This is a genomic window from Blautia sp. HCP28S3_G10 (genome assembly GCF_052065235.1).
In the GTDB taxonomy this organism is placed as follows: Bacteria; Bacillota; Clostridia; order Lachnospirales; family Lachnospiraceae; genus Blautia_A.
Genome location: NZ_JBQHUL010000002.1, coordinates 184135 through 207783, shown reverse-complemented (window position 1 = coordinate 207783; position 23649 = coordinate 184135). Strand labels below are relative to the sequence as shown.

Below are 23649 nucleotides of genomic sequence, written 5' to 3'. Positions count from 1 at the left end.
AATTATTTCTGCTCTGACTGATCCGAAGTATCTGCACCGGTTTCATCTGTAGTATCTTCTGTCACTACATACAGTTTGCCGGTTTTCTTATCTTCATAGACTTTTCCACGTGATTCGAATCCACCTGAAACATTTCCCTCATCGTCGATCACTCCGTAATCGTCCACTTCCTGAAGTTGTTCCTGTTTCAGTTCTTCGGTTCTGGAAGCTGTTCCTTTGATGTCTACATTGTAAAAAGAAATAATAGCCATCATCAGTCCACATGCAAGAACCAGCATGGCGTCCACAAGGTTTGCCACACCTCCCATGGGGTTCTGTTCTTCTTCCTCAAAAAAACTGCTCCCACCTCTTCTTTTTAATCGTGAGTTTTTCATTATATCACCTCTACAGCAAGGATTCCATGATCAATTGAATATTCTGCATATTCCGGTTATACCAGCGCTTCCGGATTCCGGTAAGGACACTGCACACTGCTGCACTGATCACACCGGCAATTGTGGTATCAAATGCCATTTCCATGGAGTTGGAAAGTGTCTGAACATCTCCTGTTCCCAGTGCTACGATTCCAGGTCCCAATGGTATCAGAGTTCCGAGAAGGCCGAACATCGGTCCCAGTTTCGCCACAAGTTCTGTAATATGAAGGATTCTTTTGTAACGTGCCTCCTGTGCTTCCAGAAGTCTCTCCGCAATTGCCTGACGCATATCTTCATTCATGTCATCTGATTTAATCAGTTCTTTCAACATGGCTTTTTCTCTTCCGTTCAGAAGACTGTTTTCTATCAGCTGAAGTTTTTCTTCTTTACCCTTATTACACAGATTTCTTGCCAGTGCTATGCTGTTGAGCTTTCCATGTTTTATCTCAAACCAGCTCTCCACAAACACATGTCCCATCTGAACTACTGATACGATCATCAAAACGATCAGAACTATGTTACATGGAATTCGGATTGCCTGTCCTGCCACATGAAGAATATCTACTAATGACTGATTCATTTTTTCCTCCCGGGTTATTTAACTTTAACCTTCTTTACTTTGCTCCAGCTGCTGTACACAGTCTGTCCATAAGCTTTTTTGTATGTACGGATACGCACATAATATTTCTTTTTACTTTTCAGTTTTTTAATAGTGCCTGACACCGCTTTCTTGGATGCTTTTACTGTCTTTGCACCCTTAAAATTCTTTGATATGGAGTACTGTATCTGGTATCCGCTGATGCCTTTGACTTTTTTCCATTTTACTGCTGCTGTCTTTTTCTTCTGAGATTTCAGATATTTCAGCTGTGGTTTTTTCGGGTTCAGATTCAGTGTGATCCTGCGAGTACCTGCCTTATATGAAGAGGTTTCTGCAGTTTTTATGGTAATCACGGTTTTCCCCATACTTTTCATGGTGATCTTTCCAGAGGCACTGACAGTCGCTACTTTTTTGTTGGAACTTTCGTATGTTACTTTTCCGTTGCTGTTTACTTTTATTCCCAGCTTAAAGGATTTCTTCGCAAACTCTTTACTTATAGTATCAGAGCCAGAAAAAGTAACTGTTTTTTTCTGCTGCGTCTGTGCCGGTTTTGGTGTACTGTCTGGTTTCGTTGTCACCACAGCTGTTGATTTTTTATTTTTTTCAAGAACAGGACGAATTTCCCTGATTCCCTGACGGAGTTCATTAACAGAATCTGTTCGCAGCGAATCTGCAAAAAACTTATATCCTTCTGAATCTGAAGCCCTGTTTCCAGTTTCTTCCAGCGTAAGTCCGCCAAGTCCTGTAAGATATACCGGCAGATTCTCAGGATATTTCTGCTGTACCTTGCTGACTTTGTTAATCATGTCTCTGTATACAAAAAGCTGATCTGCAACAGATGGATTATAATCAGACGGTTCCAGTGAGATCTCCTGCGCTTTTTTTACAAAATATGCCGCCGCATCATATGGATAAGTGGCAAGCACACGGATTTTTCCTCTTACCTCTCCTGTACTGTCCTGGATCTCCAGCCAGTAATCACCGGCTTCTTTTGCATAGAGAGTACCTTCTCCATTGCTATCCTCTTTATAGTACAGTGACTGTGATGCATCTGAATTCGGCATAACAACATGAAGATCTGTCATCGGATTTCCATCTGCATCCCAGCCTGTAATACCCGCATCTTTCGCACTCCATTTTCCGGAAATAATTTCCGGATTACTCTCTGACCAGGTGTTAAGTACAAATGGATTGGAACCTGTATAATTCCAGGTTGTCTTTTTGTATCCTTTTCTGTTAATATTAAATTTATAATATGTTTTATTTGTTCCGTCAGTGAGCACTCCATAAAGGACACAGCTTTCTCTCTGTGCAGACTGGCCGCCTGTAAGGCATCCTGCTGTTCCTTTTGCATAATATACACCATCTGATTCCTGAGTCAGAGGATCAGTGATTTCTCCGTTTTTCAGTGAACCACCAATCTGCAGAGTATATTCTTCCGGAAGCTGTGCAAGAACACGGACACGGTTTTCTTTCGCATCTTCTGCATCAGAAGCACGGAATGTAACCTTAACTTCTTTCATTGTCACACCGTCTTCTGTAATTTCATTATCAGAAAATTTCCCTGCTCTTACCTTTCCGTTATTCAACTGAAAAGCAAATCTTGTATCTTTCCCATAATTCAGAGACGTATCAAATGTTACTTTATTTCCATTTCTGTATCCCAGGACGGACTGACCATATGAAATATTTTCCACTGGATTTCCAAAAGAAAGAGCCGGATTTCCACCTGTTTTGCAGATAAATGTCAGAGTTCCAATGCTGACTCCCTGAAGGTTCTGTGCACTGACTGCACCCTGACGTCTTCCCAGCATCAGAAAAATACCGTTCTCATTTTCTTTGCTGTATTCAATCTGAAAATCTTTATTGCATTTCAGCTTGATTCCCTGCTGTATCCCGGACGTGTTCAACTGAATTCCAACTGTATCCAGCTTTCCACAGTAAAGCATCAGCTCTGCTGTTATCTCTTCACCCGCCACACAGTCTGACTTCGCAAATTTCAGCACAAGCCTTCCTTCATCTTCCGAACGGATCTCAGTATTGTTTACTGCACCCACAAGCAGTGAATAATCCTGCATATCTACAATACCGTCATTATTCAGATCATAGACTGCTCCGCCTTCATCTGATTCAAATTTTTTTCCGAAATAAGCATTCGTTGTGCTCATCATTTTTTCGATATCAGCAGTATTTACACTGTCATCCTCATTTACATCACCAAATTCACGTACCTGAACTGTAAATGCAGGAAGTTCAGCATTTTCATCTACCACATAGGCATCCGGGATCACAGGATAAAACTGATAGTTTCCAGCTTTGGAAGGATCATATTTATCATCACATATCCAGGAAGACACCGGAATATTTATCTGGGATGTACTGCCGCTTTTGTAAGCTCGAAGCAAAGTCGGAAATTCAATATCTTTCTGTTCTGTACCGTTTTTTACCGCAATTTTCTTTCCCTGGCTTCCCCATATATGTATATCTGAAATTGTATTCCAGGACAGTGCCTTACGCAGAGTATTCATATGAACAGTAAGTTCACTTTTAGTAGTATTCAGATCCACAGTCAGTGCCAGACAGCGGTCATATGCATTTTTAACTTCGGAATTTTTCAGAAGTTCCGGCTGTTTACGTACTTCTGCCAGCAGTTTATTAAGTTTCACTCTGTCAGGTCTTGTACTGCTTTTATCAATATCTCCCTCTACATCTTTTCCGAGAGTTGCAAGCGTAAATTTCCACTGAAGGACATCTCCGTCTTTCGGTGTGACATCACAGGCTGAAACCTGCGGCTGTACTCCGTTATAATCATATACCCAGCCGGACTGAGAACAGTAATCTTTTTCACCCAGATATTCAGGTGTAAAATCTTTTTCATAAAATTTATAACCACTTTTATTTATGACATTCATGAGATAATCCGGAACCTTTATGGAACCACGGTTCGGATCAGAAATCTCTGACAGATAAAAGCCATGAGTTGTTCTTCCGTCATAATTGTATCTTCTTCCGATCCTTGTAAGTTCCCGCAGTGTTACGGTTGCAAGCGTGTCGCCCTCATAAAAATCGACATACTGCGGTTCCATAATAAACCTCTGTCCGATGGTTGATTTCTCAACGGACATGACAATTTTTCCCTTAGGTGCATTATCTGCATGTACCGCTGCTGTTCCAAATAAAATCCAGCAGAAAAGCACAATAAATCCCAGAAGAAAATATTTTACAGTTCTGTTTCTGTCACTACTCTTCGTCATCCTCCCTATGCCTCCTGTATTCTCTGAAACCACCATAAATCAGTAACAAAATAATCACTATTCCCAGGAATATCATTTCATTTTTATGGGATTCCACCTGTTCCTCAACGATTTCCGCAACTTTCCATTTTGTTTTCTTTCCTTTTGAGCCATTTTCCCCGGCATCTTCATTCTTCTCATAATCAGAGAGTTTTTCAGAATCATTTCCCTTCATTTCAGAAGCAGCACTTCCCCCCTGTTTTCCAGAGTTGTCACTTCCTGAAGTTTCTTCTGTCTTCTTATCAGTACCTGAAGCTTCTCCTGATTTTTCGGACTCCGGTTCATTTTTCTGATTACCGGTTCCGCTTCCACTTTCATCAGAATTATTGCTGTCTGTACCACTGTTCTTACCATTGCCCTTTTTGTTCTTTTTGCCTGATCCAGAGCCATTATTTTTACTTGTTCCTAAGCCATTGCCTTCACCGGAACCTTTTCCGTTCTCCCCGGTCGTACCGGTTCCCGATCCGGTACCACTTCCGGTTCCGGCGCCTGTTCCTGTACCTGTACCTGTTCCATTTCCGGTTCCGCCATTTCCATTTCCGTTATTTCCACCATTACCGCTGCCATTTCCACCATTGCCACTGTCTTTCGGTGGATCTACAATTATTTTGATTGTCTGCATCGGATTCTGGGTAGTGTTCTGCGACAGTCTGAAATCTGTGTCAGCTGCATTCAGAGCTGACTCAAATATATATGTTCCCGGAACTTTTCCATTGTAGCCGTCCACATCTATCCAGCGAACCGGCACCTGGATGATTCCTCCATCTGCTCCTGCGCCTTCCTGACGGTACATCTCCAGGCATTCCGGAAAATTCAGCTGCGTCTTACGTGTACCATACGGAACATGCTGTACCAGTACCGATTCATCAAGTGGTATTGTTTTCTTGACTTCTATGGGGAGCGTTTTTGCCTTACGTGACACTGTGATCACAGGATACTGCACTCCTTCCATTACAACATATCCTGCCGGAAGCTGTGGTGTAAAACGATAAAGGATCTCCTGATCTGTTTTTATCTGCCATGCCGGTCTGGAACTCCAGGTAACTCCTGATATGGTTTCTTTTTTTCCATCGATCGTCACTTCCAGTGTGTCCGGCCTTTTTACCCTCAAAATAGAAGAATTATTAGTAACATTCTGATTTGCGACATTCCATGCCAGAGGTGTAAATGCCGTGATCTTCTTTCCAATTTCAGATCTTCGATAGATATCTTCTGCTTTCTGAAGTGCAGTCACTGCATTTGTAACAGTTTCTGCCTGTTCATCATTCAGATTCATATTTACATAACGAATATAAACCTCACGTGCACTTCTTATGGCTGCTGAAAAAGTATCTGCCGCACCATCGGCATATATACGGTCACTTTTCTGCGTTGTATCCAGAAGTTCCTGTGCCACCTTGATCTCATTGAGAAGTCCTGCTTCATTATAATACACGGATACAAGTATCTGCTCTTCATAATGAGCCTTTCCGTCATCATAAACAACATCAACCGGAGTGGTACCCGGCCCGTTCAGTCGCACAGTAAATCCAGAACTGGTTGTGTTTTCCTCTTCTGAGATAATCGAAATATTCTGGATCTGAATCTTCATATTTCCCCTTGCAATCGCCTGTGAACCTGTGATCAGTGCACCATTGTCATATATTTTTATTGATGCAAGCACAAGAATCGTCTTTCTTTCCGGCTGTGAAGGAACTATGATAAATCTGGTATGTCTGTATGCATCTACCATGATCATTCCGGATTTTCCGGTTCTTTGCACCGTGAGTTCATATGTCGCTGTTGTAATATTATCCGGCGCTGTCACATAAATCTTCGTAGTAAAAGAATCTGCACTGTAAAGGTCATTTGAATTATATTCTGCAAGAATATAACTTCCGTTACCCTGTTTTTTTACATCATCAGCACTTACTCCGTGCATGGTACATTTCCCGTGAACACGGATTTTCTGTCTGTCATCACTGCCCTTCACAGTCAGCCAGAGTTTATTATCACTCAGCTGGTCAAAATCCTCGGGAGTAAGATTAATTGTATATTTCTTTTTATCCGATGAAAAACCAGCAAGGCAGTTTCCCGTATCCAGTCCGTTTATGGAAAGCCTGATATCACTCAGAGCTGTATTAGTGAACTCTGCCGGATCTTCCTGTTTATTTCTGTAAATGCGGAAAGTTACTGTGTATACACCGGGCTCTCTTACCGGTTTGCCGTCAACCCAGTGGTAACTTTCACCATAACATTTCAGATAGAAAATATTCTCACCTTCCTGAAGATTGAGGACTTTTGACTGTACATTATAGCTCTCGCCTTCCTCTCCGCCTCCATAAAGATAAGAATCTATTTTTTTATTATTGCTATCTGTCAAATCCGCCTCAAAGATTTCATTCTCGCCCAGGCTGACCTGCATCTGCAGCCTTACTTTTTCAAGATTAACAGTTGCATCATAGACGCTGGAATATCCCTGAGCCTTAAAGTCACTGATATTTGCCGTATCTTTTTCACCTTTTGAAGTTACAAGCGAATAACTTCCAGAATAATTCGTTACACCATGAGCAAATGTATGAAACTGATATGTAGCCTTTTCTCCAGTATCTTTTCGCGTGAGAACCACATCATTTTCACTGCCTGATGATTTATACATGATCGTCAGTGTACATTTGCCGTCCGCACTTACCGGAACTTCTTCTCCGTTTACTGTTACAGTAACTCCTGGATCTACAGTTGCATTCATCACTCTCTGACGTCCCACGGAGCTTGTATCCATAAAATGGTACACATAAGTATCCGGGCTGAAAACAGGACTCATTTTTTCCAGACTGCTGTAACTGTCTCCCGCTTCCAGTGTAAGAAGCTTTGGTGCTCCCTCGGGAACAGGTGTTACAGATGGTGTCGGGGTAGGCGTTGGTGTCGCTGAAATTTCCGGAGTCGGTGTTGGCGTTACTGATACTTCCGGGGTTGGAGTAGGCGTTACTGATATTTCCGGTATCGAAGTCGGAATCGGGGTTACCGATAACTCCGGGGTCAGAGTCGGGGTTACTTCCGGTACTCCGGTCGGTGCCGCTGATACTTCAGGGGCAGGAGTGGGCGTAAGTACTTCTGTGATTTCCGGGGTCGGGGTTGGCGTTGCTGACGGTTCCGTCTCAGATGATTCTGCTGCCTGTGCAGATGTCTCTGCATCCGATTTCTGAACCGCCCCCGATACTTCTGCACCCTGAACATATATATTTGTGAACAGCATGGATATCGCTATTACCATGCCGGTTATATTCAAAATTAATTTATTTCTTTTCATATTTCCTCAGTATTTATAGATAAAGTCACAGGGGAAGTACTAATCTCCCCCTGTGACCGTCTCACAGCTTACACTGTCCTGTTACTTTTCACAGCAATTATTTTTTTGCCTTAACCGGTTTTGCTTTGCTCCAGTTTCCATATACCTTTACACCGGAAGATTTCTTCATGCTGCGAACTCTTACATAATATTTCTTGCCGCTCTTAAGACCCTTTACAGTAGCCTTAACTGTTTTGTTTTTCTTAACATTTACTGTTTTTACTACGTTCTTGAATGATTTGTCTGTTGCAACTACGATCTGGTATCCACTGGCTTTCTTATTACGTTTCCACGTAACTTTCAGTTTCTTTCCACTCTGTGCTGTTGCTTTTGCAGAAAGTTTTGCTGACGGTTTTACTGTGATCGTAATCTTTGCAGTTTCATTCTTAAATCCTTTTGCTTTGCCTGTAACTGTGATCACTGCACGTCCAGGTCCTTTTACTTTTACTTTACCTTTCTTACCTACAGTGACAACTTTCTTGTTGCTACTCTTGTATGCTACAGTACCTTTAACCTTTGTCTTTACACCAAGTTTAAATGCCTTGTTTCCTTCTGTCTTGGTAAAAGCAGTTTTTGCAATGTTCAGAACTTTGTATTCTGTTTTTGCTGTATTCGTACTGATAGTTGTGTTTGTTTTATTCGGATCCTTTACTGTTGTACCAGGCGTTGCCGGTTTCTGCTCTGGAGATTCAATTGTAAATGTAAGTTCTTTGACTCCTGTATAAATACCCTTACCTGTTACGGTTACTGTTGCCATGCCACCTTTTGTATTATTTTTATACTCTACATCATAATCTTCTCCAGCTTTCAGAACTGTCTCACCATTCTTAACTGTTACTTCCGGTGTCTTTGCCTTTCCATCATATGTAAACACTTTTTCTGAAAGCGTGAAGTCAAAGTCTGCAATGCTGATCGGATTGATTGTATAAATATCTTTCTTTCCTGCTTCTACAAGAGCATTTACATCGGCAATACTGGTGATCTCACCATTTTTGTAATCAGCATCAATCTTTGCAATAGCATTATTTAATGCTGTTTCAAGTTCTGCTTTCTTGGCTTCATCAGTTACATTTTCAAGATCTGCTGCTGCAGTCAGGGTATCTTTTGCATCTTTGATGCCGTAGATGTTTGCCCAGATGTCGGAGGACATGTCAAGGATCTTATTGACCTTTGCACTTTCGCAGGTTTCACTCCAGAATTTATTCTGTCCGGTTTTGGATACTTCATAGTCCCAAGATCCTTCTCCGCTATTTTTGTTATTTGAGAGAACTTCCTGCAGGTCTGTAACCAAATTATAATATTTTTTCGCATCTTCTTTTTTATTGTCCGGGAACAGCGCTGCAAAAGCATCTGGATTTGCAAAATTTGTTGTATTTATTGTTGTCGTTCCATCGGTTTGCCTTGCTTTTAGCAGAGTTTCTCCACGATCCTTCTTATATAATGCTTTCAAATAAACCGGAACACTCAAATCACCACATTGTATAGTAATATATTCGCTGGAAGCGCCTGCACGATGTGCATGAACAATATTTTTCTCGTCCAGTTCGAAAATATTTCCCTTATAATCAGGATTTATTACTGCTTTTGCCTTAGAAGAAGCGTTATTTCCCTCTGCATCTGTTGCTGTTACATTAACCCAGCCTGTATAATTTGAAAGGGTTGTTCCCATCCACTGATCTCCGGTCTTTTCATCCCATTCATTATAGCTCCACACACCATCAGACGGATTTTTCTCACTGTCTCCAAAATTTATTTTCAGTGATGCATAGCCCTTGCGAACTATGTTAATTTTATAGTTCTCAGTTTTTCCGTCTGCATAGGTACGAGTGCAATAACAGGTTTTTGTTGTTTTTGAAGGTCCGTTTCCGGTTCCGAGGCTTATACTGTAATTTCCGTCAGCATCGGCTGTTAACGGATTTGAAATACTGCCATCTTTGTATTTTACACTGGTACCAATTACCAGAGACTCGCCCTCACCAATGACAGGTTTAAACTTCAGAGTATTGTTTCCTTCTGCTTTCGCATCTGTACTATCAAATGTAAGCTTAACTTCTTTTGTCCATGCAAATTTATTGTATGTACCTGTCTTTTCTTCTACAGTCGCATCTTTAGTTTCGCTGGTATAATCGTCGCCATTTACAATCTTTCCACTAAGTGTCATTTCTTGTTTTGCCGCAGCAAAATATACTCTATAGTATGAATATGTTTCATCTGCATGTTTAACAATAACCAGACAACTGTTTCCTTCTACCTGAGTTCCTATATTTACAGTATATTTTCCGTCAACTGGAGTAATTTCTCCAATTGGTCCTGCCTGCCATGCCCTGCATACTATTACACTTTCACCCTCAGCAACTGTCGGAGCTAACTCTGCTTTATTATCGGTAATAAGAATATCTTTACTGTTAAATGTAACATTAACTTTTGTAGCTTCTCCAAACATCTCCTTAACTTTCTCGTCTGTCACCTCTGCATTAACTGCGGTTCCACCATTTAAAGATGCTGTAAGCCTTAATCCTGTCGCATTCTCATCTCCTGCGCTTTCAACTTCTGTCTCTTCATCAGAAAACAGATCTGTTGCATCTTCTGCATTGCCAGCCACATCTGTGTCCTCATCGGCTTCTTCATCAGCCACAACTTCTTCGGTATCACCCTCTGCATAATCTTCGTCCTCAACCTGTGTTTCCACAGCGATTTCCTCTGCATCAAAATCCGCCGCTGCAACAGGTACTCCACTTCCTGTGACCATGGCAACACACATCATCATTGCAAGGAATTTTGTGAGTTCTTTTCTTTTCATGTTTTCTGTATCCTCCTTTTTTATTGATTAAAAACATAAAAAAATCTTCCTGAGAGATATCAGGAAGATTTGGAGACACTACGCCCGTATTTCCTGTATCCGACAGGTAAATACAGCGGGCTCTGACTTATATACAGTAGACGTTTTGTCTGTTCCGGATTTCCACCGGATTTTCCATTAATGTTAAAAACAACTGTATAAATATTATATATTTTTATGTATTTATTGTCAAGCAATTGACAATTCCGGTTCAATACTGCCGTCAAACCGTGTTAGTGCTCGCTCCGTTCACAACAACTTGACCAAAAAGCACTTATTTTTTTATCTTCACAGAGTTTGTTTTACACCAGCTTCCATATATGTTTCCACCGGCAGCTTTCTTTATGCTCCGGATTCTGACATAATATCTCTTTCCTTTTTTCAATCCTTTTATTGTTGTTTTTACTGTCTTATTCTTTTTGATATTTACAGTTTTAACAACTTTTTTAAAGGATTTGTCTGTAGACACTACAATCTGATATCCGCTGGCTTTTTTGTTGCGTTTCCATGTAACTTTAAGTTTCTTTCCGCTCTGTGCTGTAGCTTTCGCAGAAAGTTTTGCTGATGGTTTCACTGTCACGGTAATTTTGGCTGTTTCAATTTTTACTCCGGAAGCTTTTCCTGTAACTGTGATCAGTGCACGGCCTGGTCCTTTGATTTTTACCTTTCCTTTTTTGTCTACTGTTACAACTTTATTGTTACTGCTCTTAAAGGTCAGAGCTGCTTTGCGGGTTGTAGTTACCCTCAAACTGAATGCTTTACCGCCTTCCTTCTTCGTACATGATGTATATGGAAGTTTCAGAAGTCCTGCCGGTTTTGCTGCTGTATCTGTGTCAGGTTTTACAGCAGGTTTCGGTGTTGTTGTGCTTCCCGGTTTCACTGCCGGTTTCGAATCCACAGGTGGTTTAGGTGTATAACCGGGTTCCTGTTTTCTGATATCTTCACTGTCATCTTTCAGATCAGCTACAAGTTTTTCAACATCGGATAGTTTTTCAAGTGTGTGATTTTTATAGGATTTTTCCAGTTCCTGAAGATAACTTTTCCTAAATTCTGCCATCTTTATTACTCTGTCACCTGTCAGCTTATCTGAATCTGTATATTTATTAATTGCCTCTCTTGCATCTTTAAGTCCAAAAATGTTTTCCCAGATTTCCGCTGAAAGTTCTTTTGCCTTATCAACTTTTGCACTTTCACAGTCATCCACCCATTTTTTCAACTTATCAGTACCATAAATTTTTCCGGTAATACTGTAATCCCAGTCTCCGCGGTAAGTACCTGTCCTTGTGTTATCAAATGTTTTCTTAAGGGCTGTTACCTGATCATAATATTCTTTGGCTTTTTCCTGATATACTTTCGGGAAAAGCGCTGTAAATTCTTCAATTGTTTCATAATCACCCAAATTTGTGATGCCGTCTGTCAGAAGTTTTTCAAGCTGTAATGTAGCGCCTTCATCTGAACTAAATCTGTAGGAAAATCTGATAGGTATATTATATTCCACACCTGCATATGACGCATGGTAGGCATTATACTGTCCGGCTTTACTGATATAAATATTTGTACCATCTCTGTATATCGGCTGCATCGGATCTTCTGATATCAGACATTCCCATTCGATTTTTCCACCAAGTGTTCCGTTTTCGTTCACTTTCTGAACAGGTCTGTCACTGAGCAGTTTTTCCATTTCAGCAATTGTAACCATATATCTGGCATTTTCTTCATCATAGACCCAGTCTGCCAGATCAGCTGTTATCGGATTATCCTCGCTGTAATATGGCTGTGTAATCAGTCCGGCCCACCCTTGTCTTGTAATTCTGAACAGATAGCGTATTATCTTTCCATGGTTTCTGTATATACAGTAATATTCATTACGAAAAGTTTCCGTGGATTCTCCATGCATCAGTGTATGTCCACCAAAACCTTTGGTATTCCATGAATCATCTGCGCTGTTATAATTATTGTTGGCCACAGAATCATCATTAATATAATAGCAATTGCCCACTGTCATCTGATTCTGAACCGGGGTTTCTGTATCTTCTGTACCAATTCTGAACTGACTGTTCACAGTTATATTTCCAGTTGGAAGTGTTGCGTCATCTTTACCAAACACCAGATTGACAACTCTCCAGGTCTGCTGTTTGTTATCCATTGTGCGCCGACTCACTATGTCACTGGTAAATTCAGCATTTACATATTTTGAAGTTACTGTTCCATTACTGTTCTGTCCATATAACTGTGCCTGTACAGACGTAATACCTTTTACATCCGTATTTGCAGTTTCATCTGTATAACTTTCTTCATTGTCAGTTTCTGTTGTCGCCGCTTCACCGACACTATCCGAAAACTCTTCTGTCAAACTCTGGTTTGTTTCTTCGTTCTGCTCTTCTGTTTCCGAAATTTCTGTTATTTCTGTTTCCACTGATTCTTCCTGGACTTCATCGGATTGTTCTTCTGTATCTGTATCAATTATAATTTCATCTCCAAAATCAGCTGCTTCTGCCGACACTGTCAGCGCCCCGGCAGTCATCACTGCTGAAAGAATTACTGCACTGAATTTCATAAGCTGCTTTTTTCTCATTTAACTGTTCTCCTTCCTGCCGTCATTCAAACGGATATTCGCAATCCGCTTCAGCAGACATGTTCCTCATGCATCTGGTCGCATCCTCGCGGAGCGTTTTTATGTAATAGGAACATTACGGAGTAATTTCCTATTACATAAAAAAAGCTCCCTGACTGATATCAGAGAGCAAAAATCCGCCATAAAATCTGAATCAATCAGGTTTTACAGCGGATACTGACTTATATTCACAGTAGACATTTCGCCTGTTCCGGATTCTCACCGGATTTTCCATTAATATTATACGGGTTTCATTCGTTCACTCCCGCAAACAACTGTCTAAATATTATATAGCTTTACTGATTTCCTGTCAATCAGCCTTCTCTTTTTTCTTAAGATTCCTGGTGTTTTTTTCAACCATTTTGCGTGGTACCATGATCTGATGCCCACAGCCCATACATTTCAGTCTGAAATCTACGCCGACACGCAGGATTTCCCATTCTTTGCTTCCGCATGGATGACCCTTTTTCAAGGTAACAACATCTCCGACCTCATAGATAAATCCCATATCGTCTATACTCCTTATATTAATTCACTTTTATCTGTGAGAAAACCTGCCCTATCGGTTCCTTGATAAGCAGATCTGCATTTCTGTCCCTTGGTGTGGAAGATTTATTGATCACTACAAGGGCCTCGCCTCTGAAATAATCGATCAATCCTGCAGCAGGATAAACTGCAAGAGATGTTCCCCCGATGATCAGAACCTGTGCTTCCGAAATAGCCCTTACAGATTTTTCAATGGTGGTATTATTCAGTCCCTCTTCATAAAGAACGACATCAGGTTTAATGATTCCTCCACATTCACATCTCGGTACACCGGTGCTGTGTTTCATATGGGCAAAGTCATAAGATCTGCCACATTTCATACAGTAATTGCGGTATACACTTCCGTGAAGTTCCAGAACATTTCTGCTTCCTGCCATTTGATGAAGATTATCAATATTCTGCGTGATCACTGCCTTAAGTTTACCTGCTGTTTCCAACTCGGCAAGCTTGAGATGAGCAGCATTTGGTTTCGCTGTATCGCAGAGCATTTTGTCCCTGTAAAACTTATAAAATTCATCCGGGTGCTGCATAAAGAATGTATGGCTGAGAATCGTTTCCGGCGGATAATCATATTTCTGATGGTAAAGTCCATCCTGAGATCTGAAATCCGGGATTCCACTCTCTGTTGACACTCCTGCTCCTCCAAAAAATACAATATTATCATGTTCATCGATCAGCTGTTGAAGTTTAGTGATTTTTTCATCCATAAAGCATTCCTCCTTCCGGATTCTTCCGGTTCACCTCTGATTACTGTGTTACATCAACTGAGTTTACTCTTTTTCCCTGCACAACAAACCTTGTAGATTCATTTCCTGTACAGGTTGACAATGTTACTATCTTATCTTTGATCGTAAGTTCATTTTCCTCTGTCTGAATTTCCGAGTATCCTTTAATTTTCTGAAGATACTGTTCAAATTCCTCGCCAGGACCTTTAAATAAGGTATAAGTGTCACTGTTAACACCTGTTGTATACGCTGAAATAATTTCATAACGATAGTTTTTTTCCGGAGTGAGTATCCAGAAATATTTGCTTTTTTTGTAGGTTTCATCGCTCTCCACAAATTTCTTCAGATGCCCGAACATGGAGCCGTTTTTCATGTTATGTCCGTAAACCAGCGTATTACAGTCGCTGAAATCTCTACTGTTCTCGTAATCCACAAAAATTGTACCTGCGAAATTATAATTTTTTTCATACGTCTGATGAAGGTAAGTAGAATTATCCTTTCCCTTTACAACCGGATAACTGAGTCCGTCCAGTGCCTCCACATATATCCATCCGACAACATCTTCGTTAACGCTTTTCAATTTTGCAAAATCAACAGTAATCGGTGCCTGTGGCTGTGCATCCGGTCCCGCCACTTCGCCCTGCTTATCCGGATCTCTGTCTGTTACAGCCATCTGTTCGATCTGATTATATTCATCTGTTCCCTTCTTATATTCTGTATAAATATGGTACAGATTATATGCAGCAAAACAAAATACGGCAATGGCCACAATAAGTGCCAGTGTCAGAAGAATATCTCCTTTTTTCTTTTTGGGCTGCTTATTATTTGTATCTGTCATAACTTGCTCCTCCTTCGCCATCTGATATATGACGTTTACAGATCTGATATCAGGATTAATCTTTTCTTTACAGTATAACATATCTTCTGGCAATCCTGTAGTCCATATTCACTGAAAACAATTATCAAAAGACAAGTCTGTTAAATTCCATTATTTTATGATAGAATTGATAAGATGTTGGGGCAAAAGCTCCCAACTATGACTGTTCTCAGTAATAATAATATCCCAAATCGGAGGTATATCATGTCAAAAAAAAATCTGATCGTCGGACAGTCCGGCGGACCTACAGCAGTTATTAACAGCAGTCTTTACGGAGTAGTTTCTGAAGGATTTGCACATCCGGAAGAAATTGACCATGTCTATGGTATGGTAAATGGTATTGAAGGTTTTCTGAATGGCACAGTACTGGATTTTCAAGAGGCGCTTCCCGGTGAAAAACTTGAAAGTCTGAAGCATACACCTGGCGCCTATCTCGGTTCCTGCCGTTACAAACTGCCGGAATCACTGGAAGATCCAGTTTATCCTGAATTGTTCCGCAGATTTGAAGAACTGAACATCGGATGGTTTTTCTATATCGGAGGCAATGACTCTATGGATACAGTAAGCAAACTTTCCCGTTATGCTGCTCAGACAGGAAGCCCAATCCGTGTGATCGGTGAACCGAAAACCATTGATAATGATCTTGTCCATACAGACCATACTCCGGGCTTCGGAAGCGCTGCCAGATATGTAGCCTCCACTGTGCGTGAGATCACTCTTGATGCAAACGTATACGAAAAGAAATCTGTTACTATCATTGAGATCATGGGCCGTCATGCAGGATGGCTTACAGCAGCAGGTGCCCTCGCACGTAAATACCAGGGCGACAATCCTCTGTTTATCTATCTTCCTGAAACAGATTTTGACCAGGAGATTTTCCTCACCAATGTAGAAAAAGCTCTGGACAAAAACTGCAATATCATAGTCTGCGTATCTGAGGGAATCCATGATGCCTCCGGTACTTTTATCTGTGAATACGACAGCTCTGTCGGTACTGACACCTTCGGGCACAAAATGCTTGCAGGCTGCGGCAAATATCTCGAAAACCTTGTCCGTTCCCGTCTCGGCGTCAAAGCGCGTTCTGTTGAACTGAATGTAAGTCAGCGTTGTTCTGCTTCTCTTATTTCAGCTACAGACCAGCAGGAGGCAGTTGCTGCCGGTAAATTTGGCGTTCAGGCTGCTCTTTCCGGGGAAACAGGAAAAATGGTGTCCTTTGTACGTGAAACTACTCCTGACGGTTCCTACAAAATGTCCTGCGGGCTGGAAGATGTAAATCTTATCTGCAACGAAGAAAAAACAGTTCCACAAGAATGGATCACAGCTGACGGATCCGATGTTACCGAAGACTTTATCGCCTATGCACGTCCTCTGATCCAGGGCAGTATTTCTGTTCCCACCGGCGAAGACGGACTTCCGGCATTTGTATACCGCAAATAATTCCCTTTGCAAAAAAGGTGCAACATGACTGACTGTTCATGCTGCACCTTTCTGATTTAATATCACTGTTCACACCAGAGTTCTATTTCTGTGTTTCACGCTCAAATTCTTCATGATCTTTTCTGATCTGCTTTTTAACTTCCTTTTTCAGTTTTTCTTCTTCTTTTATTTCATCTTTATGCTTTGGCAGGATAATATTCAAAATTACTGCGATCAGTGTTGCCAGGACTACTGGAGATTTTCCGAAAATAGTTGTTACCCAGTCCGGAAAACTGGCCAGTGCTGCTGAAGCCTGGGATACACCAACGCCAATGGCTGCTGCCAGTCCTACAATAGATGAGTTTCTGTAGTCCATCTCTGCTGAAGCAACAAGTTTCATACCAGTCATTGCAATTGATGCAAAAACCGATACCGTAGCGCCTCCGAGTACGCACTGCGGAATAGTTGTCAGTAATGCTGAAAATTTCGGAACAATACCTGCAACTCCAAGAATAACTGCTGCAAGTCCAAGTACACAGCGGTTAATGACTTTTGTTGTGGTTACAATACCAACATTCTGGCTATAGGTTGCTGTTGGAAGTCCTCCAAACAATGCACCGATAATATTCGTCACACCGTATGCCATGATACCATTCTGCAGTTCTCTGTCTTTCGGTGTTCTGTCCATTGCACCTATTGTTGTTGCAGAATAATCACCGATTGCCTGTACGGAATTGATTGCAAACAGAAGTCCGATTGCAACACAGGCAGATATTTCAAACTTCACTCCAAAATGCATAAACTGAGGCAGCTGAAATACTTTTGCCTCGCTCACACTGGTAAGACTTACCATACCAAAAGGAATAGATACCACATATCCCACTATAATACCGATCAGAATAGAAGCAAGCTTCAGGATTCCTTTTCCAAAGTGATTAAGAGCAGTTACAACTGCAAGTGTCAGAAATGCGATCAGCCAGTTCTGCCAGGAGCCATAATTCGGATTACTTGTACCGCCCGCCATATAATTAATAGCTGTAGGATACAATGACAGACCAATGGTAAATACAACAGTTCCTGTAATCAATGGTGGGAAAAACACACGAATTTTCTTTACAAGAATTCCCATAATAAAGGCAACTACACCACCTACGATCTGTGCTCCCAGTATGGTACTGATGCCATATCCCTCCGCAATCGCCTGCATGCTCGGTACATAGGCAAAGCTGACACCCATGATCATAGGAAGCCCTGAACCAAGAGTAAAACCACCCTTTTTTCCAATTGGAAACAGCTGGAGTAATGTAGACAGAGCAGATACCACCAGCGAAGCCTGAATCAATATGACACGGTCTTTCGCACTCAGTCCATTACCCCCTACTGCTCCTGCCACAATAATTGCCGGAGTAACACAGCCAACGATCATGGCTACAACATGCTGCAAAGCGAGCGGGAGTGCCTCCTGAAATTTAGGAACACCATTCAGCTCAAAAATGCTTCCTCTTTTCATACTTCCTCCTGACTGATTTTCAATATACTCATTATCTTTTGTATATTAAAATCCTTTTTGACTGTTTTTTAATGTACAATCGTATTTTTTTAGTAATTATAACAAATTTAAGGCTAAAAAACAATTCGTTAGCCTAAAACTTATTTCCGTCATAATCTCCAAACTTATAGAACTCTTTTTGTGTATTATTTCATTTATTTAATGATCTTTTACCATTTAAAAACAAAACAGGACTCTGCAAAGGTTATCTCACGTCAGCAGCTCAAAGGTATGGTACAAATCCACTCTCCCAAATCCAAAGTCCTGATTTGGATAATCTACCCCCGACTCTCTGATTGCGCCAAGTTTCAGATAATTTTTTACGCTTTCGCCTGTAAAATAAGGCTCGTTTCCACGAATCACCGCCCACTCAAACATAAGTGCTGCTATGCCAGCTGTCTGGGCTGCCGCAAGACTTGTTCCTGTATAACTTCCGTAACCACTCTCCTGTCCTGGTGAAACTGTCCTGATCTCCACTCCCGGAGCAGCGAAATCAGGTTTGACAACATTGTCTGCATTATATCCTCTGCCGGCTTTTATATAGAGACTGTTGTCTCTGTAATCATAGGCAGTTGCCGTCATTCCGTTTTGTGCATCTCCCGGTGAAGTGACAGTATAATAAGGACTTGGTTCAAGAAAATACGTATCATCAGATATCATACCGCTTACCGGAAGCCAGAAATGATACTCGCTTTTTCCATTTTTACGGTCCTCAATGATCAGTTTCCAAATTCCTTCGGCCGGATGCAAAAACCGAAAAAAAGCAAGTGTGATTCCTGTTCTTCTTTCAATTGGCACATAATTTACCATGACCTTTGTCTCTACAAATACAAATGAAAGCCGCTGTGTCCCATACTTCAGAGCTGTACTGACAGCCAGCCGTTCTCCTGTCGGAGATTGAACAGCCAGATTATAGAAATTAGGGGAATTGCCCCAGAATTCCATAGAAAATCCCTGTTCAGACTCTTCTCTTCCTACATGCAGATCTATTACTCTTTCCCCCTGCCCGGTTTCTGTTCTTCCCATAAAATGATGTCTCGAAGCCCCCTCATTCCCGACGGCAATTGAAATAGCATTCTGTCCGAAACCAGCAGTACTGTCAACAAATTCATTCAGTGGACCTGTTCCCCTGTGGGCTCCCATATTTGTTCCAAGACCAATGCAGATGGACAGCGGCATATGTTTTTCACCTGCACAACGTAGTGCATAGGAAATTCCAAGCATAATATCATCTTCCTGAAAAATCTCTGCATTTTCTGAAATAAGGTAAAAATCCCGGAGATATTTTTTGGCTGGCTTCAATTTAATAATAATAAGATCTGATTCCGGTGCCGCACCTGAAAAATTTTCCTCCGGTACCATGCTTCCAGCTGCTATGGCAGCCAGCCGGGTACCATGTCCGTTATTATCCACAGAAGGTATTACAGCCAGCGGATCCGGTTCAGTCAGTGCCCTGTTAATTTCAGCCTGTGTGTATTCTTTTCCAAAGGGAATCCTGTCCGAATATCTTCCTTCCACCGTCTGATCCCAGATACTGCTGATTCTTGTTCTCCCGTTTTTCTGAAATACAGACAACCGGTAATCTATTCCTGAATCTATAACAGCGATCATTGTCCCTTCTCCTCTGAGTTTCAGATATGGATGGTCCTGCAGTCTCGTTACTCCTGATGCACGAAGACCTCCCAGATCCATATATGTATAACATTTCGGAATTGAGGAATAGGAAAAACTACTAAATTCCAGTTCCTGAACCTGCCATTCCGGGACATACAAAATCCCAAATGTTTCATTTATGATCTGAAAGGTCTGATCTGACTGATATTCACTTAGTCCGTTCATATTCTGCTTATAGCGGATAATAAAATTTTCATACTGTTCGTTCTGTGCAGGAACTATGTCTGCCTCCTGCCGGCATACTTTTGCACACAGATTTCCTTCGTAATCTTCAGGTCCGAACATAATTTACTCCTTCAGATTGATTTATTAAAATCTATGCAAAAAAATTCTCTGTATTCAATCGAATTCAGATTGATTTCTTCTTTGATACAACATACAGCATAACCGCCCCTGCAAATCCAGTAAAAAGGCTGATAAACTGCGAGGTGGAAAGTACGCCTACACTGCCTCTTATCAGATCTCCCCTGAAAAATTCAAGCACAAAACGTCCCAGGCTGTAAAAGATCAGATAACATGCTGCCACCTGCCCGTCAGATTTTTTATGTCTTGCGATCAAAAGCAACACTCCAAAATGAACAAAGTCCAATATACTGGAATAAATCTGTGTCGGTATCAGCGCTACGTTATTTGGTGCAAAATCTGACGTCCGAAAAGTGATTGAAAAAAATCCTGAAGTCTCACTTCCATAGCAGCAGCCTGCCAGAAGACAGCCAATTCTTCCAAATCCCTGTGCAAGTGCCACTGAAGGAACTGCCAGATCAAAATATTTCAGAAAAGAAATTTTTTTGTGTCTGCAGTACAGCCAGCCTGCCAGAATTCCACCAATAATCCCGCCATAAACGACAAATCCATCTGCAATACTGTCCAGAAGAAAGCCAGGATTCTTCAATATACTCTCCCACTCTGTGATCCAGTACAGAAGTTTTGCACCGCAGATTCCTCCCACCAGACACCATATAATCAGATAAAACACACAATCCCGGTCAAGTTTCTGTCTGGCTGCTCTGAAATCAATTGTGATCCACGCTGCAAGTATTCCCACAGCGATCATGAACCCGTATCCATATACAGTAAATGATCCTATGGTAAGCAGCTCATTTTTCATGATGCTTCCTCCATTCTTTCCACATATTCAATAATTCTCTGTTTACATATTCATTTCTGTCATTATGTTCCAGGCAATCCGGATCACATTCACCACATATATCCAGTGTTAACACATTTTGCTCTTTCATAATTACATTCAGATATCTTGCAAGTGCCCTGAATGCCATATCTCCCTGACTCCAGATTGTAGCTGCATCTTCGGTGCAAAGTACATCTTTATCAACAGATATATATATCGGGAGATCTTTTGACACTGACATAAGAAACGCCTCTGTTTCTGTTTCGTCCATATCAAGCAGAATTTCTCTGGAAAGAAAGCGTACTCTTTCCTGTAATCCTTTTTCTACCTGATCGAAAGCCGACTGATCCGGGCCTATCAGAATCACTTCTTTCAGCATCGGAAGTTCTTCCAGCGCAGCTGCAATCCATCCACCGCATGAGAGAAGTCCTCCAAATGCAGGAAGCTGCATATCTGTATGATTATCAAATACCAACAGTCTGAACGGAACGGTAATCTTTTCCATCCAGATGCGGCTCATGTAATGATAATTCCCGGAATCAAGAAAATGTATTCCCTCCGGTCCGTATTCCTTAATTTTTTCTCTTATATGTGTAAGAGCATCTTCATCGCAGTAACAGTTGCTTCCCGGAAGATCCTGTACCTCCACCCAGGATATTTTTTTGTTTTGTTCTTCGTTTTCCTGAAAAAACTGCTGTCTGTAGATGCCGGAAAAATTCATAACTATTATATGTTCATCTTTATTCATAAAAACTATTTTACCATGAACAGATGATCCAGGCAATATATACAGTTACCTCTTACATACTTGAAAAGGAGCCGGTGCACAGCACCGACTCCTTTATTCTTTTCTGATAATTAGTTTTACTTATTCTCAGGCTTTGTTTACAGAACCGAAAAGTTCCATTTTTTCTTTAACTGTAGCTTTGATTGCTTCATATCCAGGAGCAAGGAGTTTACGTGGATCATATCCTTTACCCTGCTGATCTTTGCCTTCTTCAATGTATTTACGTGTAGCATCAGCAAATGCAAGCTGGCACTCTGTATTTACATTGATCTTGGAAACACCAAGGTCGATAGCTTTTTTGATCATATCAGCCGGAATACCTGTGCCTCCGTGAAGTACAAGCGGCATATCTCCTGTCAGCTGCTGAATAGCGTCCAGAGTCTCAAAGCTCAGACCTTTCCAGTTAGCCGGATATTTACCATGAATATTACCAATACCAGCTGCAAGGAAGTCAATACCAAGATCTGCGATCATTTTGCATTCCTTCGGATCTGCGCATTCACCCATTCCGATAACACCATCTTCTTCTCCACCGATGGAACCAACTTCTGCTTCCAGAGACATTCCGTGTTCTGCTACGATTTTAACAAGTTCTTTTGTTTTTGCAACGTTCTCATCGATTGGATAGTGGGAACCGTCAAACATGATAGATGTAAATCCGGCTTCTACACATTTCAGACATCCTTCATAGCTGCCGTGATCCAGGTGAAGAGCAACCGGAACTGTAATGTTCAGTTCTTCGAGCATTCCTTTTACCATTCCTACAACAGTTTTATAACCTGTCATATATTTTCCAGCACCTTCGGATACACCGAGAATAACCGGAGAATTGTTCTCCTGTGCTGTAAGCAGGATTGCTTTTGTCCACTCAAGGTTGTTGATGTTGAACTGACCTACTGCATAATGACCTGCTTTTGCTTTTTTGAGCATTTCTGAAGCATTTACTAACATGATAAATTCCTCCTAATCTTGTTGAGTTCTGGTAATACCAGTTCCCAAATTATATGTTTAGTTTACCAGATTCTTGTTCTTTCGTAAAGCATCTTTCTGTAAAATGCTGATATATTTTTCACGAACCGGTATTTCTGTGATACTCTCTTGTAAATCCGTCCAGCATAGTGTCCACATGCTGCGAATAAACCTGCGGTGCTGGTTTTCTGGTGAAATGTTCCAGTTCTTTCTTAACTTCTTCCATAAGTTCTCTGTCTGCACCGGCTTCTGCTGCCTCGGCTTTATATTCTGCCGGAGTTCTGATACTGAAAAGTGCAAACAGCCAGGTCTTCAGTGCATCTCTGCTCTTATTCTGTTCGTACGCTTTATAGAAGTATTCCACAGCCTCCTCCATCTGAAAAAGATAACTGTAGGCACATCCCAGATTATGACAGATACTTTCTGTCAGTCCTTCTCTCGCTTCTTCAAGCTCAGGTTTCTGAAGCAGAGCCTGATATACACGGATCGCGTGAACATACATTCCGTTTTCAACAAGTGCATCACCTTTCTGCTTCTCACGGAGAACCGGCGCTTCTTCATCAAATTTGTGGATCAGCACGTTAAGGTTCTTCATTTCCTCATAGGTCAGATAGTTTATCTCCTTGAAAACCGGATAAAGAAAGTCTTCCACACCTGCAAATTTACCGGTTGCAGCCCGAAGCTTTGCAGCTAGTTTCGGAAGTTCCAGTTCTTCCTGTATCCAGTCACAGAGTTCCTCATTAAAGATTGTTTCATCTACAAGATAAAGATTGTGATACAGGTAATAACAGAGTTCTTCCAGAGAATAGATATTTATGCTGATATTCTCAATAAAATATGGATTCTCAGCCCTTTTTGTCTGGCATAAAATATATCCGCTCATTTTTATTCT

General features: G+C 41.2%; 16 protein-coding genes. 1 reads left to right on the top strand and 15 read right to left on the bottom strand.

The features are described from left to right. Window positions 1-2 precede the first annotated feature (2 nt). The 9 genes from ACTNB8_RS02100 to srtB form a co-directional block, all read right to left on the bottom strand. Window positions 3-374 (bottom strand): DUF2149 domain-containing protein, encoded by a 372-nt coding sequence (locus tag ACTNB8_RS02100; RefSeq protein ID WP_441051912.1) that lies wholly within the window; start codon window positions 372-374, stop codon window positions 3-5. A gap of 10 nt (window positions 375-384) precedes the next feature. Continuing rightward, window positions 385-993 carry a MotA/TolQ/ExbB proton channel family protein gene (locus ACTNB8_RS02095; protein WP_441051910.1) on the bottom strand — a complete coding sequence of 203 codons (609 nt, stop codon included), beginning with the start codon at window positions 991-993 and terminating at the stop codon, window positions 385-387. Window positions 994-1007: 14 nt separating this feature from the next. Next, window positions 1008-4265 carry a DUF4430 domain-containing protein gene (locus tag ACTNB8_RS02090; protein ID WP_441051908.1) on the bottom strand — a complete coding sequence of 1086 codons (3258 nt, stop codon included), beginning with the start codon at window positions 4263-4265 and terminating at the stop codon, window positions 1008-1010. Then, complete coding sequence (locus ACTNB8_RS02085) at window positions 4252-7593, bottom strand: hypothetical protein (RefSeq protein ID WP_441051906.1); 3342 nt, start codon at window positions 7591-7593, stop codon at window positions 4252-4254. The genes ACTNB8_RS02090 and ACTNB8_RS02085 overlap by 14 nt, the downstream gene beginning before the upstream one ends. 97 nt (window positions 7594-7690) lie before the next feature. Next, window positions 7691-10432: a fibronectin type III domain-containing protein gene (locus ACTNB8_RS02080; protein WP_441051904.1), complete on the bottom strand. Its 2742-nt coding sequence runs from the start codon at window positions 10430-10432 to the stop codon at window positions 7691-7693. A 313-nt stretch (window positions 10433-10745) separates the two neighbouring features. Continuing rightward, window positions 10746-13046, bottom strand: a complete 2301-nt coding sequence (locus ACTNB8_RS02075) for a fibronectin type III domain-containing protein (RefSeq protein ID WP_441051902.1) — start codon at window positions 13044-13046, stop codon at window positions 10746-10748. 349 nt (window positions 13047-13395) lie between these two features. Next, entirely contained in the window at window positions 13396-13593 is a 198-nt protein-coding gene (locus ACTNB8_RS02070; RefSeq protein ID WP_441051900.1) for a DUF951 domain-containing protein, read from the bottom strand. A 19-nt stretch (window positions 13594-13612) separates the two neighbouring features. Further along, window positions 13613-14338, bottom strand: coding sequence for an NAD-dependent protein deacylase (locus ACTNB8_RS02065; RefSeq protein ID WP_441051898.1), 726 nt, complete (start codon window positions 14336-14338; stop codon window positions 13613-13615). 40 nt (window positions 14339-14378) lie between these two features. Then, complete coding sequence (gene srtB / locus ACTNB8_RS02060; protein WP_441051896.1) at window positions 14379-15194, bottom strand: class B sortase; 816 nt, start codon at window positions 15192-15194, stop codon at window positions 14379-14381. Window positions 15195-15437: 243 nt separating this feature from the next. Between srtB and ACTNB8_RS02055 the strand changes: the two genes are divergently transcribed. Beyond that, window positions 15438-16670, top strand: coding sequence for a 6-phosphofructokinase (locus ACTNB8_RS02055; protein WP_441051894.1), 1233 nt, complete (start codon window positions 15438-15440; stop codon window positions 16668-16670). 82 nt (window positions 16671-16752) lie between these two features. Here the strand turns inward: ACTNB8_RS02055 and ACTNB8_RS02050 are convergent, their stop codons facing one another. From ACTNB8_RS02050 to ACTNB8_RS02025, 6 genes are all read right to left on the bottom strand, one after another. Beyond that, window positions 16753-18159 (bottom strand): uracil-xanthine permease family protein, encoded by a 1407-nt coding sequence (locus ACTNB8_RS02050; RefSeq protein ID WP_441051892.1) that lies wholly within the window; start codon window positions 18157-18159, stop codon window positions 16753-16755. A gap of 249 nt (window positions 18160-18408) precedes the next feature. Next, window positions 18409-20157 (bottom strand): S8 family peptidase, encoded by a 1749-nt coding sequence (locus ACTNB8_RS02045; RefSeq protein ID WP_441051890.1) that lies wholly within the window; start codon window positions 20155-20157, stop codon window positions 18409-18411. Between the two features lie 64 nt (window positions 20158-20221). Then, window positions 20222-20980 carry a prolipoprotein diacylglyceryl transferase gene (locus ACTNB8_RS02040; protein ID WP_441051888.1) on the bottom strand — a complete coding sequence of 253 codons (759 nt, stop codon included), beginning with the start codon at window positions 20978-20980 and terminating at the stop codon, window positions 20222-20224. Beyond that, a complete protein-coding gene (locus ACTNB8_RS02035; protein WP_441051886.1) occupies window positions 20970-21749 on the bottom strand; it encodes an arginase family protein in 780 nt (259 codons plus the stop codon). Before ACTNB8_RS02035 ends, ACTNB8_RS02040 begins: the two co-directional genes overlap by 11 nt. Before the next feature lie 126 nt (window positions 21750-21875). After that, the gene (fba, locus tag ACTNB8_RS02030; protein WP_441051884.1) at window positions 21876-22739 is read right to left on the bottom strand and encodes a class II fructose-1,6-bisphosphate aldolase; all 864 of its coding nucleotides are present in this window, start codon (window positions 22737-22739) and stop codon (window positions 21876-21878) included. Between the two features lie 118 nt (window positions 22740-22857). Continuing rightward, on the bottom strand, window positions 22858-23640 hold the full coding sequence (locus ACTNB8_RS02025; protein ID WP_441051882.1) for a hypothetical protein: 783 nt from the start codon (window positions 23638-23640) through the stop codon (window positions 22858-22860). Window positions 23641-23649 lie beyond the last annotated feature (9 nt).